The organism is Kitasatospora sp. NPDC036993 (genome assembly GCF_055607525.1).
In genome coordinates this window covers 467,163-487,069 of record NZ_JBVJRP010000005.1, presented here as the reverse complement: position 1 = coordinate 487,069, position 19,907 = coordinate 467,163, and the positions used below count along the sequence as shown (strand labels likewise).

General features: G+C 77.3%; 1 protein-coding gene. It reads left to right on the top strand.

Annotated elements, in window-relative coordinates; translation table 11 throughout:
* Positions 1-10 precede the first annotated feature (10 nt).
* Positions 11-19,873 (top strand): non-ribosomal peptide synthase/polyketide synthase, encoded by a 19,863-nt coding sequence (locus ACZ7C5_RS13770; RefSeq protein WP_470322644.1) that lies wholly within the window; start codon positions 11-13, stop codon positions 19,871-19,873.
* Positions 19,874-19,907: the final 34 nt, after the last annotated feature.

The window sequence follows — 19,907 nt, the reverse complement described above, 5'->3', positions numbered from 1 at the left end:
GGAGCCGACCATGACGCCTTCGACGCCTTCGAAGCGGGACCGCGCCGCCGCGCTGCCCGCCGACCTGCGCGAGGCCCTGCGGCAGCGGCTGGCCGGCCGGTCCGGCGGCGGTGCCGAGGCCGCCGGCCGGGCCATCCCGCGCGCCGACCGCGGCCGTCCGCTGCCGGCCTCCTTCGTCCAGCAGCGGCTCTGGTTCCTGGACCGGCTGCGCCCCGGCGACCCGCGCTACAACAGCGCCGTCGCCCTGCGGTTCACCGGAGAGCTGGACCGCACGGCGCTCGCCGCGGCGCTCACCGCCGTGGTGGCGCGCCACGAGGCGCTGCGCACCGTCTTCGAGGAAGACGACGGGCGGCCGGTGCAGCGCGTCCGCCCCGCCGCCCCGGTGCCGCTGCCGGTCCTGGCACCGGACGCGGGGGAGAGCCTGGACGACGTCCTGCTGCGGGAGTACTCCCGGCCCTTCGACCTCGCGCGGGGGCCGCTGCTGCGCGCCCTGCTGGTCGCCGAGGCGGAGCACTCCCACGTGCTCCAGCTGACCGCCCACCACATCGTCACCGACGGCTGGTCGATGGGCGTCGTCCTGGACGAACTGTGCACCGCCCACGCCGCCCTGGCCCGCGGCGAGGAGCCCGATCTGCCCGAAGTCGCCGCCCAGTACCCCGACTTCGCGCTCTGGCAGCGCGAACAGCTGTCCGGCGACCGGCTGGAACGGCAGCTCGCCCACTGGCGGGAGAAGCTGGCCGGCGCGGTGCCGCCCGCACTGCCGCTGGACCACCCCCGGCGCGGCGAGGAGGCGGGCCCCGGCGCCCTGCACGCCTTCACCGTCCCCGCGCCGCTCACCGCCCGGCTGCGCGCCCTCGCGGCCGAACGGCAGACCACCCTCAACACCGCGCTGGTGGCCGGCACCCAGGCGCTGCTGGCCCGCTGGTCCGGGCAGCCGGACGTCACCGTCGGCTCGCTGACGGCCGGGCGCTCCCGCACCGAGCTGGAACGGGCCGTCGGCTGCTTCGTCAACACGGTGGTGCTGCGCACCCCGGTCGAGCCCGGCGCCTCCTTCCGCGACCTGCTCGCGGCCGCCACCGAGACCGGCAACGACGCCCTCGCGCACGGCGACACGCCCTTCGAACGGCTCGTCGAAGCGGTCGGCGCGCCCCGCGAGGCCGGCCGCAACCCGCTGTTCGACGTGCTGGTCCTGCTGCACCCCGCCCCGCCCGCGGCCGGCACCGCCGACGGGCCCGCCACCGCCCCGGTCACCGTGCCCCGGCAGGCCGCCACCTTCGACCTCAGCGTGGAGTTCGTCCCCGACGGCGAGGCGCTCACCGGCGTCCTGGAGTACCGCGCCGACCTCTTCGACGCGCCCACCGCCGCGCGGATGGCCGGCCAGCTGCTGCGGCTGCTGGAGGGCGCGGCCACCGAACCAGACCGCCCGCTCGGCACCCTGCCGCTGCTCTCCGCGCGGGAGACCGCGCAGGTCACCCGGGACTGGAACGGCACCGCGCTGCCCGTCGAGGAGACCAGCCTCCCCGAACTGTTCCGGCGCCGGGCGGCCCTGACCCCGGACGCCCCGGCCCTGGTCGCCGGGGAGGAACGGCTCGACCACGCGACCCTGGACGCCCGCGCCGAACGGCTCGCCCGCCACCTGGCCGCCCGCGGCGCCGGCCCCGAACGGCTGGTCGCCCTGCGACTGCCGCGCACCGCCGACCTGGTGGTCGCCGTCCTCGCGGTCTGGAAGACCGGCGCCGGCTACCTGCCGCTGGACCCGGCGCTGCCCGAGGAGCGGGTGCGCCATCTGCTGGAGGACGCCCGCCCGGCCCTGCTGCTGGACGAGCCGACGCTGCGCACCCTGGCGGACACCGACCCCGGCGACACCGGCCCGCTCGCCCCGCCGGACCCGGACACCACCGCGTACGTGCTCTACACCTCGGGCTCCACCGGCCGCCCCAAGGGCGTCACCGTCCCGCACCGCGCCCTGGTCCACCTGCTCGCCGCCCACCGGGCGGGCTTCGTCGCCGACGCCGGCGGCGGGCCGCTGCGGGTCGCGCTGACCGCCTCCTTCTCCTTCGACACCTCGCTGGAGGGCGTGCTGCTGCTGGCCGACGGCCACCCGCTGCACCTGGTCGACGAGACCACCAGGATGGACCCGGCCGCCCTGGTCGAGTACGTGGTGCGCCACCGGATCGACTTCCTCGACCTCACCCCCTCCTACCTGCGCCAACTGCTGCCCGCCGGGCTGCTCGACGACCCCCGCCACCGCCCCCGGGTGCTGATGCTCGGCGGCGAGGCGGTCGGCCCCCGGCTCTGGCGCGACCTCGCCGCCCGGCCGGGGGTGGCCGCCTACAACTACTACGGCCCCACCGAGTGCACCGTCGACGCCCTCGCCTGCCGGATCGACGGCGGGGACCGGCCGCTGGTGGGCCGCCCGCTGCCCAATGTCCGCGCCTACGTCCTGGACGGGCGGCTGCGGCCGGTGCCGCCCGGGGTGAGCGGCGAGCTCCACCTGGCCGGCGCCCAGGTCGCCCGCGGCTACGCCGGCCGCCCCGGCCCGACCGCCGCCCGCTTCACCGCCGACCCGTACGGCCCGCCCGGCACCCGGATGTACCGCACCGGCGACCTCGCCCGCTGGACGGCCGACGGGCGCCTGGAGTACCTCGGGCGCGCCGACGACCAGGTCAAGGTGCGCGGCCACCGGATCGAACCCGGCGAGGTCGAGGCCGCCCTGCTCGACCTGCCCGGCGTCGCGGGCGCCGCCGTCCTCGCCGTGCCGGACGTCCACGGCCACGCCCGGCTGGCCGCCTACCTGGTCTTCACCGACGGCGCCGCCCGCCCCGCCGCCGAACTGCGCGCCGCCCTGCGCCGGGTGCTGCCCGACCACCTGGTGCCGTCCTCCTTCACCGTGCTCGACGCGCTGCCGCTCACCACCAGCGGCAAGCTGGACCGCCGCGCCCTGCCCGCCCCCGGAACCGACGCCGGGGAAGGCGGGTTCACCGCCCCGCGGACCCCCGAGGAGGAGACCCTCGCGGCGATCTGGGCCGAGGTGCTGGGCGTGCCGCGGGTCGGCGTCACCGACAACTTCTTCGAACTCGGCGGCGACTCCATCCTCAGCATCCAGGCCGTCTCCCGGGCCCGCGCCGCCGGGCTGCGGATCGGCTCCCAGGACGTCTTCCGCCACCAGACCGTCGCCGACCTGGCCGCCGCGGCCCGCACCGCCGGGGCGCCGGCCGCCGTCGAGCGCCGCCGGGAGGCCGGGCCGGCCCCGCTCACCCCGGTCCAGGAGTGGTTCTTCGCCGCCCACGGCCCGCTGCGGCACTTCACCATGTCGATGCTGCTCGACCTGCCGCACCGGCTCGACGAACCGGCCCTGGAACGGGCGCTGGACGCGCTGGTCGCCGCCCACCCGGCGCTGCGCACCCGCTTCACCCCGGCCGGCGCCGGCCGGCGTCAGGAGCCGGCCGCCGACGCCGGACCGCTCCTCACCCGGCTCGACCCGCCCGCCCCCGGCGAGGACCCCGGGTCCAGCTCGGCGCGGGCCGCCGAGGCCGCCCGCGCCGAGCTGGACCCGGCCGCCGGCACCCTGCTGCGCGCGGTCCTGTTCAGGACCGGCGGCGAGGAACGGCCCCGGCTCTTCCTGACCGCCCACCACCTCGCCGTGGACAGCGTCTCCTGGCGGGTGCTGCTCGCCGACCTGCACCAGGCCTACCGGCAGGCCGCCGGGGGCGGCACTCCGCGGCCGGAGCCCGAGCCCACCGCGTTCACCGACTGGGCGCACCGGCTCGCCGAACTGGTCGGGGCCGGCGGCCTGGACGAGGACCTGCCGTACTGGACCGCCGAGACCGCCACCCCCGCCGAGCCGCTGCCCGTCGACCTGCCCGGCACCCCCACGGCCGGCTCGGTGCGCACCCTGCGCACCCGGCTCGACCCGGCCACCACCGAGGCGCTGCTGCGCAAGGTCCCCGAGGTCTACCGCACCCAGGTCAACGACGTGCTGCTCAGCGCGCTGGGCCGGGCCCTGGCCGACTGGACCGGCAGCGGCCGGGTCACCGTCGCCCTGGAGGGCCACGGCCGCGAGGAGCTCTTCGACGACCTCGACCTCTCCCGCACCGTCGGCTGGTTCACCACCCAGTACCCCGTCACCCTGGAGCTGCCCGGGGACGCGGACTGGGCCGCCACCCTCAAGCGGGTCAAGGAGCGGCTGCGCGCCGTGCCCCGCCGCGGCCTCGGCTACGAGGCGCTGGCCAGGCTCGGCTCGCCCTCGGAGGGCGCCGCGGCCCTGCGGGACGTCCCGCTGCCGCAGGTCTGCTTCAACTACCACGGACAGTGGACCGCCCCCGCGGCCGGCGACTTCGCCCCCGCCGGGCAGGCCCCGGGCCGCGACCTCGCCCCGGACGAGCCGCTCGACCACCTGCTGGACGTCTCCGCCGTGGTCGCCGACGGCGCCCTGGAACTCACCTGGCACTACAGCGACCGGGTGCACCGGGAGGAGACCGTCCGGGCCCTGGCCGGGGCGACCACCGCCGCCCTGACCGGCATCGTCGAGCACTGCGCCGCCCCCGGCGCCGGCGGCCGCACCCCCTCCGACTACCCGCTGGCCGGCCTCGACCAGGCCGCGCTGGACCGGCTGGTCGGCGACGGCCGGGACGTCGAGGACCTGCTGCCGCTCACCCCGCTCCAGGAGGGCATGCTCTTCCACCGCCTGGTCGGCGGCCCCGACGACGTCTACCTCGACCAGGCCGCCCTGCTGCTGGAGGGCGTCGCCGACCCGCAAGCCCTCGCGCTGGCCTGGCAGCGGGTCGCCGACCGCACCCCCGCGCTGCGCACCGGCGTCGTCTGGGAGGGCGTCCCCGCCCCGCTCCAGGTGGTGCGCCGCGCCGTCCGGCTGCCGGTGACCCACCTCGACCTGCGGGCCGCCGCCCCGGCCGAGCGCGCCGAGCGGCTGGCCCGGCTGCGCGCCGAGGACCTCGCGCTCGGCCTGGACATCGCCACCGCCCCGCTCACCCGGCTCACCCTGGTCCGGCTGCCCGAGGCCCGGCTCCAGCTGCTCTGGACCTCCCACCACCTGATCCTGGACGGCTGGAGCCTCGCCCAGGTGCTCACCGACGTGTTCGCCGAGTACGCGGCGCTCACCACCGGCGGCGCCCCCGTCCCGGCGGTGCGCCGGCCCTTCGCCGACTACGTGCGCTGGCTGTCCGAGCAGGACACCGGGGCCGCCCGCACCCACTGGCGGTCCGTCCTGGACGGCTTCGCCACCGCCACCCCGCTCCCGGCCGACCGGGTCCGCCGGGAGGCCCACCGGGCCCGCTCTGCGGGCAGCCACAGCGCCGCCCTGTCCGAGCAGGTCTCCGACCGACTGGCCAGCGCCGCACGGCAGTCCGGGCTGACCCTCGGCACCGTGGTGCAGGGCGCCTGGGCGCTGCTGCTGTCCCGCTACAGCGGCGAGCCCGACGTGCTGTTCGGCACCACCGTGTCCGGCCGCCCCGAGGAGCTGCCCGGCGTCGAGTCGATGATCGGCATGTTCATCAACACCCTGCCCACCAGGGTCACGGTGGACGGCGCCCGCACCGCCGCCGACTGGCTGCGCGACCTCCAGGACGGCCAGGCCGAGGCCCGCCGGCACGCCGCCGTCTCGCTCGCCGAACTCACCGGCTACAGCGACGTCCCCGCCGGCAGCGCGCTGTTCGACAGCATCGTCGCCTTCGAGAACTACCCCTTCGACGACGCCCGCGCCGCCGGCACCGGGGTGCGGCTGGCCGAGGTCTCCTCCCGGGACACCACCAACTTCCCGCTGGTGCTGCGCGCCTACCAGGGCGGCCAGGTCGGCTTCGACCTCGCCTACGACCCCGACCTGTTCGACGCGGCGACCGTCCAGGCCCTCGCCGAACGGCTCCGGCTGCTGCTCACCGGCCTGGCCGCCGGCCTGGACCGCCCGCTGCGCGAACTCGCCTGGACCACCGCCGAGGAGCGGCACCGGCTGCTCGTCGACCGGAACGGCACCGCCCAGGGCCGGCCCCGGCACACCCTGCCCGAGCTGTTCGAGGCCCAGGCCGCCCGCACCCCGCACGCCCGGGCCGTCAGCTGCGGCGCGGAGCACCTCGACTACGCCGAACTGGACGCCAGGGCCGGCCGGCTCGCCCACCGGCTGGCCGAGTACGGCGCCGCCCCCGAGCGGTACGTCGCCCTCGCGCTGCCCCGCACCACCGACCTGGTGGTGGCCGTCCTCGCCGTCCTCAAGACCGGCGCGGCCTACCTGCCGCTCGACCCGGGCCTGCCCGCCGAACGCCGCGCCGAACTGCTGCGCGACGCCGCCCCGGTGGCCCTGGTGACCCTCGACGAGCCGGCCGGCGTCGACATCCCCGTCCTCGCCCTCGCCCACCCCGGGGTGCGCGCCGACCTGGCCCGGCGCCCCGCGGGCCCGCTCGCCCCCGGCCGGCGCCCGCTGCCCGACAGCCCCGCCTACGCCATCTTCACCTCGGGCTCCACCGGCCGCCCCAAGGGCGTGGTGGTGCCGCACGCCAACGTGGTGCGGCTGTTCGAGCAGACCAGGGAGCTGTTCGGCTTCGGCGCCGACGACGTCTGGACGCTGTTCCACTCCTACACCTTCGACTTCTCGGTCTGGGAGCTGTGGGGCCCGCTGCTGCACGGCGGCCGGCTCGTCGTGGTGCCCGAGGACACCGCCCGCTCCCCGGAGGACTTCCTGCGGCTGCTCGCCGACGAGCGGGTCACCGTCCTCAACCAGACCCCGTCCGCGTTCCACCAGCTGGCCCGCGCCGACGCCGAACACCCCGAACTGGCAAGCAGGCTGGCGCTGCGCACGGTGGTCTTCGGCGGCGAGGCGCTGGACGTCAGCCGGCTCGCCGGCTGGTACCGGCGCCACCCCGACGACGCGCCGCGCCTGGTGAACATGTACGGCATCACCGAGACCACCGTGCACGTCACCCACGCCGCCCTGGACCGCGCCACCGTCACCGCCACCGCCGGCGGCCCCGGGCCGATCGGCACCGGCATCGCCGACCTGCGGCTGTACCTGCTCGACGGCGACCTCGCCCCGGTGCCCCCCGGCGCGGTCGGCGAACTGTACGTGGCGGGGGAGGGCCTGGCCCGCGGCTACCTCAACCGCCCCGGGCTGACCGCCGGCCGCTTCACCGCCGACCCGTTCGGCGCCCCCGGCACCCGGATGTACCGCACCGGCGACCGGGCCCGCCGGCAGGCCGACGGCACCCTGCGCTACCTCGGCCGCGCCGACCAGCAGGTCAAGATCCGCGGCTACCGGATCGAACCCGGCGAGATCGAGGCCGCCCTCCAGACCCACCCGGGCGTGGCCCTGGCCACCGTCGGCGTCCACCAGGACGCCTCCGGCACCCGCCGGCTGGTGGCCCACCTCGTCGGCGACGACCCGGCCCGGCCGCCGTCCGCCGCCGACCTGCGCGCCCACCTGGAGCGGCTGCTGCCCGCCTACCTGGTGCCCGCCGCCTACGTCCCGCTGGCCGCCCTGCCGCTCACCCCCAACGGCAAGCTCGACCGGCGCGCCCTGCCGGTGCCGGGCCCGGACGGCTTCGCCGCGGGCGGCGAGCGCACCGCGCCCCGCACCCGCGCCGAGCGGCTGGTCGCCGAGGCCTGGACGGAGGTCCTGGACACCGGAGCGATCGGCGCCGAGGACGACTTCTTCGCCCTCGGCGGAGACTCCATCCTCGCCGTGCGGGTCACCGCCAGGCTGCGCGCCGCCTTCGGCTCCGCCGACCTCTCGCCCCGGCTGCTGTTCACCCACCCCGTGCTCGCCGACCTCGCCGAGGCGCTCGGCGAGCCGGCCCCCGACACCTCACGGCCCCTCATCCCCGCCGCCGACCCGTCCGCCGAACCGCCGCTCTCCCACGCCCAGCAGCGCCTCTGGTTCCTCGACCGCTTCGAGCCCGGCAGCACCGAGTACACCTCGCTGGCGGTGCTGCGGCTGCGCGGCGCCCTCGACCGGGCGGCGCTGGGCGGCGCCCTGGACGCCCTGGTCGCCCGGCACGAGGCGCTGCGCACCACCTACGCCGAACGCGACGGCCGGGCCCGGCAGGTGGTGCACCCGCCGCACCCCGTGGACCTGCCCGGCGAGGACGTCCTCCCGGCGGACCTGGACGCCCGGCTGGAGCGGATCGCCGCCACCCCCTTCGACCTCGCGGCCGGCCCCGTGCTGCGCGCCCACCTGCTCCGGCCGGCCGAACGGGAGCACGTCCTGGTCCTGGCCGTGCACCACATCGCCACCGACGGCTGGTCGATGGGCGTCCTGGGCCGCGACCTCGGCGAGCTGTACGCCGCCGCCCTCGAAGGGCGCCCGCCACGGCTGCCCGCGCTGCCCGTCAGGTACGCCGACTACGCGGCCTGGCAGCGCACCCGCACCGCCGCCGCCGAGGCCGACCTCGACCACTGGCGCCGGACCCTGGCCGGCCTGGCCCCGCTGGAACTGCCCACCGACCGGCCGCGCCCGGCGATCCGGAGCAGGGCGGGCGCGCTGGTCACCTTCACGCTGCCCGCCGGGCTGACCGCCAGGCTGCGCGAGCGCGCCCGGGAGGCCGACGGCACCCTCTACACCGTCCTGCTGGCCGCCTGCCAGGTGCTGCTGTCCCGCTGGTCCGGGCAGCGGGACGTCGCCGTCGGCACCGTCACCTCCGGCCGCGAGCAGGGCGAACTCCACGACGTGGTCGGGATGTTCGTCAACACCCTGGTGCTGCGCGGCGACATCCGCCCCGAGCTCACCTTCCACGAACTGCTGACCGCCACCCGGCACACCGTCCTGGACGCCCTGGCCCACCAGGAGGTGCCCTTCGAACGGCTGGTGGACACCCTCCAGCCGGAGCGCGACACCAGCCGCACCCCGCTGTTCCAGGTCATGGTGGCGCTGCACAACCTCGGCGCCGAGGCGCCCCGGCTGCCGGGACTGACGGTGGAGCCGGTCACCCCGCCGGTCCGCAACGCCACCTTCGACCTCTCCTTCGACTTCGCCGAGCACGACGGCGGCCTCACCGGCTACCTGGAGTACGACACCGGGCTGTTCGACGCCCGCACCGCCGAACAGCTGACCGGCCGGCTGGCCACCCTGCTGGCGGCCGTCGCCGAGGCACCGCGGACGGCCGTCGGCGCGCTGCCGCTGATGACGGACGACGAGCGCCGCGAGGTGCTGCGGCAGGGACTCGGCGAACCCCTGCCGGGTCCCGGCACCACCTTCACCGCCCTGTTCGAGGAGCAGGCCGCCCGCACCCCGGACGCCACCGCACTGGTCGCCGGGGACGCCACCCTGGACTACGCCGCCCTCAACGCCAGGGCCAACCGGCTCGCCCGCCACCTGGCCGCCCTCGGCGCGGGCCCCGAACAGGTGGTCGCCGTCCGGCTGCCGCGCACCTCGGACCTGCCGGTCGCGCTGCTCGCCGTGCTCAAGGCGGGCGCCGCCGTCCAGTTCGTCGACCCGGACCTGCCCGCCGAACGGGCCGCCCTGCTGCTCGACGACACCCGGCCGCACACCGTGCTGACCGGGCGGACCCTGCGCGAGGTGCCCTGGGACGACCTGGCGGGCCACGACCTGACCGACACCGAGCGGACCGCCCCGCTGCTGCCCGGGCACCCCGCCTACCTCATCCACACCTCGGGCTCGACCGGCCGGCCCAAGGGCGTGCTCGTCGAACACCGCCAGCTGGTCAACCTCTGCCGCGACCACCGCGAGGGGCTGCTCGCCCCGCACACCGCCGACGGCGGCCGGCTGCGGGCCGCGCTCAGCGCCTCCTTCTCCTTCGACACCAGCTGGCTGGGCCCGCTGCTGCTGGCGTACGGCCAGGAACTCCACCTGATCGACGAGGACGTCAGGCTCGACCCGCAGGCCTTCTGCGCCCGGATCGTCGAACAGCGCCTCGACGTCGTCAACGTGACCCCGTCCTACCTGCGCGAACTCACCGCCGCCGGACTGCTCGCCGCCGCCCCGCACCACCCGCGCCTGCTGCTGGTCGGCGGCGAGGCCGTCCCCGCCGCCACCTGGCGGGAACTGGCCGCCGCGCACGCCGAGTACGGCGTCACCGCGTACAACCTGTACGGGCCCACCGAGTGCACCGTCGACGCCACCTACACCCGCTGCGCCGACCACCCCGAGCGCCCGGTGATCGGCCGGCCCGGCCGCAACCTCAGCGCCCACGTGCTCGACGGCGCGCTGCGCCCGGTGCCGCCCGGCACACCGGGGGAGCTGTACCTGGGCGGCGAGCAGGTCGCCCGCGGCTACCTGAACCGGCCGGGGCTGACCGCCGCCCGCTTCCTCGCCGACCCCTACGGCCCGCCCGGGGCCCGGATGTACCGCACCGGGGACCTGGCCCGCCGGGCGGCGGACGGGCAGCTGGAGTTCCTCGGCCGGGCCGACGCCCAGGTCAAGATCCGCGGCTTCCGGATCGAGCCCGGCGAGGTGGAGGCCGCGCTGCTGACCCACCCGGACGTCGCCGACTGCGCCGTCGCCGCCCGTGAACAGGGCGGCCGCACCATGCTGGTCGGCTACCCGGTGCCGGCCGGCGACCGGGTGCCGCCCGCCGAGGACCTGCGGACCTGGCTGCGCCGCACCCTGCCCGACCACCTGGTGCCCACCGCCTTCGTCCCGCTGGCCCGCATCCCGCGCACCACCAGCGGCAAGACCGACCGGCGCGCCCTGCCCGCCCCGCCCGCCCAGCCGGACCGCACCACCCCCTACGTCGCACCCCGCCCGGGCACCGAGCAGCGGCTCGCCGCCATCTGGGCCGAGGTGCTCGGCGTGGAGCGGGTCGGCGCCAGGGACAACTTCTTCGCGCTCGGCGGCGACTCCATCCTCAGCATCCAGATCGTCTCCCGGGCCCGCGCCGCCGGGCTCGCGCTCACCACCAAGGACGTCTTCCGCTACCAGAACGTCGCCGAACTCGCCCTGTGCGCCGGAACGTCGTCCCCGGCGGCCGCCGAGGAGGCCGAGCCCGCCGAGGCGCCGCTCACCCCGATCCAGCACTGGTACCTCGACGGCCGCCGGCCCGGCGACCCGCTGCGCTTCACCATGACCCAGCGGCTGGCGCTGGCCCCGGACACCGACCCGGCCGCCCTGCGCGGCGCCGTGCTCGCCCTGGCCGGACACCACCCGGCGCTGCGCACCCGCTTCCGCCACGGCGAGGCCGGCTGGCGCCAGGAGGTCCTGGACCAGGCACCGGACGGCATCCTCACCCACCACCGGGACGGCGCCGAGGACGCGGTGCAGCGCGCCGCCGAGGAGGCCCAGCGCTCCCTCGACCCGGTCGAGGGGCGGATGCTGCGCGCCCTGCACTTCGACGGCGGCGAAGGACGGCCCGCCCAGCTCGTCCTGACCGTCCACCACCTCGCCGTGGACGGCGTCTCCTGGCGCGTCCTGCTGGCCGACCTCGAAGCGGCCTACCGCGCGGCCCGCACCGGCGCACCCGTCCGGCTGCCCGAGCCCGGCACCTCCCACGGCCGGTGGGCCACCCGGCTGGAGCGGCACACCCGCTCCGGCGCCCTGGACGGCGACATCCCGTACTGGACCCGCACCGGCGAGGCCCCGGCCGCCCTGCCCGCGGGACGGCCCGGGCCCAACACCCACGGCACCGCCGCCACCCTCACCGTGACGCTCGACGAACGGACCACCGGGGCGCTGCTGCGCGAGGTGCCCGCCGTCTACCGCACCCAGGTCAACGACGTGCTGCTCAGCGCCCTCGGCCGCACCCTGGCCCGCTGGTGCGGCCGGGCGACGGTGCCGATCGGCGTGGAGGGCCACGGCCGCGAGGACCTGTTCCCCGGCCTCGACCTGTCCAGGACGGTCGGCTGGTTCACCGCCGAGTTCCCGCTCGCGCTGCGCGTCGACCCCGAGGCCGGCTGGCACGACACCCTGCGCTCGGTCAAGGAACAGCTGCGCGCCGTCCCGCTGCGCGGCCTCAGCCACGGCGCGCTGCGGCAGCTGCGCCCGTCCGCCCTGCCGGACGGCGCCGCCGCACCGCAGGTCGGCTTCAACTACCACGGCCAGTGGGACACCCGCGCCGGCGCCGACGGGCTGCTGCGCGGCTCGCTGCCCCCGGCCGGGCGGGACACCGACCCCGACGAGCCCCGCCCCTACCTGCTGGACGTCGTCGGGGCGGTCCAGGACGGCCGGCTCGAACTGGGCTGGACGTACCCCCCGGCCGTCTACGACGAGGCGACCGTCCGGGACCTCGCCGAGCAGACCCTCCGGGCGCTGCGCGAGCTGGCCGAGCACTGCGCGAGCCCCGGCGCCGGCGGGCGCACCCCGTCGGACTTCCCGCTGGCCGGCCTCGACCAGGAGCGGCTGGACGGCCTGGTCGGCGACGGCCGCGACACCGAGGACGTGCTGCCGCTCACCCCGCTCCAGTCCGGCATGCTGTTCCACGGCCTGGTCGGCGAGGACGGCGCCTACGTGGACCGGATCGCGGTGCGGCTGGCCGGCGTCGCCGACCCGGCGGCCTTCGCCGAGGCCTGGCAGCTGGTCGCCGACCGCACCCCCGCGCTGCGCACCGCCGTGCACTGGCGCGGCCTGCCGCACCCCGTCCAGGTGGTCGCCCGGCACGCCGCGCTGCCCGTCCGGCAGCTCGACCGGCGCGCGCTGACGCCCGGGCAGCTGGGCGCGGAGACCGAGCGGCTGCTCGCCGAGGAGCGCGCCACCGGGATGGACCTGGGCACCGCCCCGCTCACCCGGCTGACCCTGGCCGCGCTGCCCGACGACGAGGTGCTGCTGCTCTGGTCCACCCACCACGTGATCCTGGACGGCTGGAGCACCGGCCAGCTGCTCACCGAGGTCTGCGAGGAGTACGCCGCGCTGACCGGCGGACCGCAGGCCCCCCGCCCCGTCCGGCGCCCGTTCGCGGACTTCCTGGCCTGGCTGCGCGAACAGGACGGGCAGGCCGCCGAGGACCACTGGACCGACGCCCTGGCCGGGTTCACCGAACGGACCGCGCTGCCCTACGACCGCGGGCCCGGCGGAGCCCACCGGGCCCGCTCCACCGCCGCCGTCCACCGCACCCTGGACGAGGCCCTCTCCGACCGGCTGCGCTCACGGGCCGCGGCCGCGGGACTGACCGTCAACACCCTGGTCGAGGGCGCCTGGGCGCTGCTGCTGGCCCGCTACGGCGGCACCGGGGACGTGGTCTTCGGCACCACCGTCTCCGGGCGCCCGGCCGAACTGCCCGGCGTCGAGACGATGATCGGCCTGTTCATCAACACCGTGCCGGCGCGGGTACAGATCCCCGCGACCGGCGTACTGCCCTGGCTGCGCGACCTCCAGGACCGGCAGAGCGACGGCCGCCGCCACGACCACCTGGCGCTGCACCGGATCCAGACCCTGAGCGAACTGCCCGCCGGGGAACCGCTGTTCGACAGCATGGTGGTGTTCGAGAACTACCCCGTCGACGAGTCCGCCGCCGACCGAACCGGCGTCCGGGTCGCCGAGGTGCGCGCCGACGACGCGACCACCTTCCCCTGGTGCCTGCGCGCCCACCTGAGCGGGCAGCTCGCCTTCGACCTGGCGTACGACCCCGCGCTCTTCGACCGGCGCACGGCCGGGGACGCCGCCGACCGCCTCGCCCTGCTGCTGGCCGCCCTCGCCGACGGCCTGGACGGCGACCTCGCCGCGCTGGACCCGCTCACCCCGGCCGACCGCGCGCTGCTGGCCTCCTGGCACACCACCGCCCGCCCGCCGGCGCCGGGCAGCCCGCTGCCGGTCTTCGCCGAGCGGGTCCGCCAGACCCCGGACGCCCCCGCCGTGCGCGACGGCGGGCGCGAACTGAGCTACCGCGGCCTGGACGACTGGTCCGACCGGCTGGCCGCCCGGCTGCTCGCCGACGGCCTGGCCCCCGAGGGCCGGGTGGCCCTGACGATGGACCGCGGCGCCGAACTCGTCGTCGCCCAGCTGGCCGTCCTCAAGGCCGGCGGCGCCTACCTGCCCGTCGACCGGCGCGCCCCCGAGGAACGCCGCCGCACCCTGCTCGACCGGGCCGGCGCGGGCCTGCTGCTGACCGCCGGGCAGGTCGCCGCCGTACGCGACGAACCGGCCGGGCCGACCGCGCCCGCACTGCCGCCCGCCGACCCCGACCGGCTCGCGTACGTGATGTACACCTCCGGCTCCACCGGCGAGCCCAAGGCCGTCGCCGTCCGGCACCGCGACGTGGCCTCGCTCGCCACCGACAGCCGCTTCACCGACGGCCGCTGCGCCCGGGTGCTGCTGCACTCGCCGGTCGCCTTCGACGCCGCCACCTTCGAGGTGTGGGCGCCGCTGCTGAACGGCGGCTGCGTGCTCGTCGCCCCCGAAGGACCGGTGGACGCCACGCTGCTGCGCCGGCTCGCCGGACCGGACGGGCCGACCGCGCTCTGGCTCACCGCCGGGCTGTTCCGGCTGCTCGCCCAGGACGCGCCGGACTGCTTCACCGGCCTGCGCACCCTGTGGACCGGCGGGGACGTGGTGCCCGCCGCCGCCGTGCGCCGGGTCCTGGCCGCCTGCCCCGGGCTGACCGTGGTGGACGGCTACGGCCCCACCGAGACCACCACCTTCGCCACCGCCCACGCCCTGCCCGACGCGACGGCGGTGCCCGACACCGTGCCGATCGGCCGGCCGCTGGACGACCGCCGGGTGCACGTCCTGGACCGGCGGCTGCGGCCCGTCCCGCCGGGCTGCGCGGGCGAACTGTACGTGGCCGGCGAGGGTGTGGCCCGCGGCTACCTCGGCCGGCCCGGCGCCACCGCGGCCCGCTTCCTCGCCGACCCGGCCGGCCCGCCCGGCGCCCGGATGTACCGCACCGGGGATCTCGCCCGGCGCCGCACCGACGGCACCGTCGAGTTCCTCGGCCGCGCCGACGACCAGGTGAAGATCCGCGGCTTCCGGGTCGAGCCCGGCGAGGTGGAGTCCGCGCTCGCCGCCCACCCGCTGGTCACCGACGTCGCCGTGGTGGTCCGCGAGGACCGGCCCGGCGCCCGCCGGCTGGTCGCCTACCCGGTCGGCCCCGTCGACCCGGAGGAGCTGCGGGCCTTCGCCGCCCGCGCACTGCCCGACTACCTCGTCCCGGCCGCCTTCGTCCCGCTCGCCGCCCTCCCGCTCAGCCGCAACGGCAAGGTCGACCGCGCCGCCCTCCCGGCGCCGGAGCGGGAGCCCGGCGGCGGACGGGCCCGGGTCGAACCGCGCACCGAGGCCGAACGCCGCACCGCCGAGGTCTTCGCCGAGGTCCTCGGCATCCGCCCGCCCGGCATGGCGGAGGGGTTCTTCGAACTCGGCGGCGACTCCATCCTCAGCATCCGGCTCGCCGCCCGGCTGGCCGAGGCCTTCGGCACCGACCTCGGCCCCCGCGCCGTCTTCGACCACCCCACCCCGGCCGGCCTCGCCCGGCTGCTCACCTCGGAGCCCGCCGCCCCGGCGCGCCCACCGGTGCGCCCGGTCGCCCGCGAGGGCGCCGCCCCGATGTCCCACGCCCAGCAACGGCTCTGGTTCCTGGAGGAGTTCGCCCCCGGCGGCGCCGAGTACGTCACCGCGCTCGCGCTGCGGCTGCGCGGCAGCCTCGACCCCGGCGCGCTCGGCGCGGCCCTGACCGCCCTGGCGGCCCGCCACGAGTCGCTGCGCACCACCTTCGACAGCGTCGACGGCCACGGCGTCCAGCTCGTCCACCCGCCGCGGGACGTCCCGCTGCCCCTGCACGACCTCTCCGCACTGCCGCCGGAAGACCGGGAACGGGCGCTGCGCGACCTGCTCGCCGCCGAACGCGCCCGCCCCTTCGACCTGCGCCGCGGCCCGCTGCTGCGCGCCGCCCTGGCCCGGCCCGCCGACGGCGACCACGTGCTGGCGCTGACCCTGCACCACATCGTCACCGACGGCTGGTCCACCGCCGTACTGCTCACCGACCTGGCCCACCTCTACCGGGCCGAACTCGGCTCCGAGGACGCCGAATTGGCGCCACTGCCGGTCCAGTACGCCGACTACGCCCACTGGCAGCGCACCGAAGGCGCCCCCGCCGGGGAACAGCTCGGCTACTGGAGGCGCCGGCTGGACGGCGTCGTACCGCTGCGGCTGCCCACCGACCGGCCCCGGCCCGCGGTGCGCACCAGCAACGGCGCCACCGCCCGGCTGGAGCTGCCCGCCGACACCGCCCGCCGGCTGGCCCTGGCCGGCCGGGAGCGCGGAACCACCCTGTTCACCACCCTGGTCGCCGCCGCCCAGGCCTACCTGGCCCGGCTCGGCGGGGACACCGACATCACCGTCGGCACCGTCACCTCCGGCCGCGACCGGCCCGAGGTCCAGCAGCTCGTCGGGTTCTTCGTCAACACCCTGGCGCTGCGCTCCCGGGTCGACCCCGCGCAGCCCTTCGCCGCGTTCCTCGGCGAGGTGCGGCAGACCGTCCTGGACGCCTTCGCCCACCAGGACGTGCCCTTCGAGAAGGTGGTCGACGAGGTCCAGCCGGTACGCGACACCAGCCGCAGCCCGCTCTTCCAGGTCCTCGTCGTACTCCAGAACACCCCGTCCGCCGACCTCGACCTGCCGGGCCTCGACGTGAGCGACATCGAGACCGACAGCACCCGGACGGCCTTCGACCTGGTGCTGGAGTTCGCCGAGGCCGAGGGCGGCGCGCTGCACGGCCTGCTCACCTACAACACCGACCTGTTCGACCCGGCCACCGTCGAACGGATGGCCGGCCAGCTCGCCGCCCTGCTCACCGCCGTCGCCCGGGACCCGGAGCGCGCCGTCGGCGCGCTGCCGCTGGCCGGCCAGGACACGCCGCCCGCCGACCCCCGGGGCACCTTCCGCCCGGTCGCCGAGGCCACCCTGCCCGCCCTGTTCGAACGCCAGGCCGCCCGCACCCCAGGGGCGCCCGCGCTGCTCGACGGCGAACGGGAGCTCAGCTACGCCGAACTGGACCGGGCCGCCAACCGGCTGGCCCACCACCTGATCGGGCGTGGCGTCGGACCGGAGCGGCTGGTCGCCCTCGCGCTGCCCCGCTCGGCGGCCATGGTCGTCGCCCAGCTCGCCGTCGCCAAGGCCGGCGGCGCCTTCCTCCCCGTCGACCCCGACTACCCGGCGCCCCGGCGGGAGTTCATGGTCCGCGACGCCGGAGCGCACCTGCTGCTCGACGACCCGGCCCTGGTGTGGGCCGCCGAGGGGCCGGACACCGCGCCCACCGACGCCGACCGCGGCGCCGCCCTCACCCCCGCCCACCCGGCCTACGTCATCTACACCTCGGGCTCCACCGGCACGCCCAAGGGCGTCCAGGTGACCCACACCGGCCTCGCCGTCTTCGCCGCGGCCGCCGCCGAGCAGTACGCCGTCGGCCCCGGCGACCGGGTGCTCCAGTTCGCCTCGCCCAGCTTCGACGCCTCCGTCCTGGAACTCTGCACCTCCCTGCTCTCCGGGGCCGCGCTGGTCACCGGGGAGGAGGGCCCGCTGGTCGGCGAACGGCTCGCCGAGGTGCTGGCCGTCCGCCGGATCAGCCACACCCTGATCCCCCCGGCCGCGCTGGCCACCATGGAACCGGAGACCGCCGCCGCCCTGCCAGGGCTGCGCACCCTGGTGGTCGGCGCCGAGGCCTGCCCGGCCGACCTGGTCGACACCTGGGCCCCCGGCCGCCGGATGGTCAACTCCTACGGCCCCACCGAGGCCACCGTGGTCGCCACCTGGACCGGACCGCTCGCCCCCGGCACCGGCAGCCCCGCGATCGGCCGGCCCAGCGGCGCCACCCGCGCGTACGTCCTGGACATCGCCCTGCGGCCGGTGCCGCCCGGCATCACCGGAGAGCTCTACCTGGCCGGCCCCGGCCTCGCCCGCGGCTACCTCGGCCGCCCCGGCCTCACCGCCCAGCGCTTCCTCGCCGACCCGCACGGCGCCCCCGGCACCCGGATGTACCGCACCGGCGACCTCGCCCGCCGCGACGCCGACGGGCAACTGCGGTTCGCCGGACGCGCCGACGAGCAGATCAAGCTCCGCGGCTTCCGGATCGAACCGGGCGAGATCGAGAGCGCCCTGCGCGGCAGCCCGCTGGTCCGCGACGCCGTCGTCACCGTCCGCGCCGACGGCCCCGGCGGCGGACGGCTGGTCGCCCACGTCGTCCCCGCGGACCCCGCCGAAGGCGCACCCGCCGCCGAACTGCGGCTCCACCTCGCCGAGTCGCTGCCACCGCACCTCGTCCCCGCGGCCTTCGTCCCGCTGAACCGGCTCCCGCTCACCCCCAACGGCAAGCTCGACCGGCGGGCCCTGCCCGACCCCGGACCTGCCCAGCCGATCACCGGGCCCGGCCGGGCTCCCGGGACCGACACCGAACGCCGGATCGCCCGGATCTGGGCCGACGTCCTCGGCCTGGAGGCGGTCGGCGCCGACGACAACTTCTTCCTGCTCGGCGGCGACTCCATCCTCAGCATGCAGGTGGTGTCCCGGCTGCGCGGGGACGGCCTGCACCTGGCCACCCGCGACCTGTTCAGCCACCAGACCGTGGCCGAACTGGCCACCGTCGTCCGCACCGCCACCGAACGCGCGGACGACGGCCCGGTCACCGGCGACGTGCCGCTCACCCCCATCCAGGAGTGGTTCCTGACCACCCCGCGCACCGCCCACCACCACTTCAACCAGTCCACCCTGCTCGAACTCGGCACCGACCCCGACCCGGAGGCGCTGCGCGCCGCCCTCGACGCCCTGCTGGAACACCACGACGCCCTGCGGATGCGCTTCACCCACGACGCGGACGGCTGGCACCAGTTCAACCCGCCGCCCGCCCCCGCCGAGGACCTCCTGCTCCGCCACGACCTCACCGGACAGAGCGCCGAAGCCGCCGGTGCCGCCATGGCCAAGGCCGCCGACGACCTGCACGCCGGCTTCGACCTGGCCCGCGGCCCGCTGCTGCGCGCCGCCCTGTTCACCGGCCACCCCGACCACCCGGCGCTGCTGCTCCTGGTCGCCCACCACCTCGTCGTCGACGCCGTCTCCTGGCGGGTGCTCCGCGACGACCTGGAGAGCGCCCACCGGCAGGCCGTCCAGGGCGGGCCGATCACCCTGGGGGAGCGCGGCACCTCCTTCCGCGACTGGGCGCGGCGGCTCGCCGGCCACGTCGCCGAGGGCGGCCTCGACCACGAACTCCCGTACTGGGAGGAGGCGGTGAGCGCCCGCGCGGCCCTGCCCGGACGCCCGGCGGCGCCCGGCGAGGCGGAGACCGCGGCCGCCGGCGGCGACACGGAGACCGCGGCCGTCACCGTCGAACTCGACGAGGCCGACACCGAGGCGCTGCTGCGCGCCGCCCCCGCCGCCTACCGCACCCGGGTCAACGACGTCCTGCTGGCCGCCCTCGCCCTCGCCCTGGCCCGCTGGAGCGGCCGGGAACGGATCGGCCTCGACCTGGAGGGACACGGCCGGGAGGACCTGCTGGACGGCGTCGACCTGTCCCGTACGGTCGGCTGGTTCACCACCGTCCACCCCGTCAGCTTCGACGTCCCCGACCCCGCGGACCTCGGCCCCGACCGCGACTGGCGCGCCCTGGTGAAGGCCGTCCGCCGCCGACTGCGCGCGGTGCCCGGCAACGGCCTCGGTTTCGGCGCCCTGCGCACCTTCGGCACGCCCGGGGTCCGCGAGCGCCTCGCCGCCGCCGGCCACGGCCAGGTCGTCTTCAACTACCTCGGCCAGTGGGACGCCAGGCCCGAGGCCGCGGGCGACGGCCTGGTCCGCGCCGAACTCGGCTCCTTCGGCCAGGACCACGACCCCGGGGACGGCGGCTCCCACCCGCTGGAGGTGGTCGGCGCCGCCCAGGCGGGCCGCCTCGCCTTCACCTGGCACCACCGCCCGGCCGTCCACGACACCGAGGCGGTGCGCCGGGCCGCCGGGGACTTCGCCGAGGCGCTGCGGCAGATCGCCCGGCACGCGAGGGGAGACCGCTGACGACACCCGACACCCCTACCGGATCCACCACCGA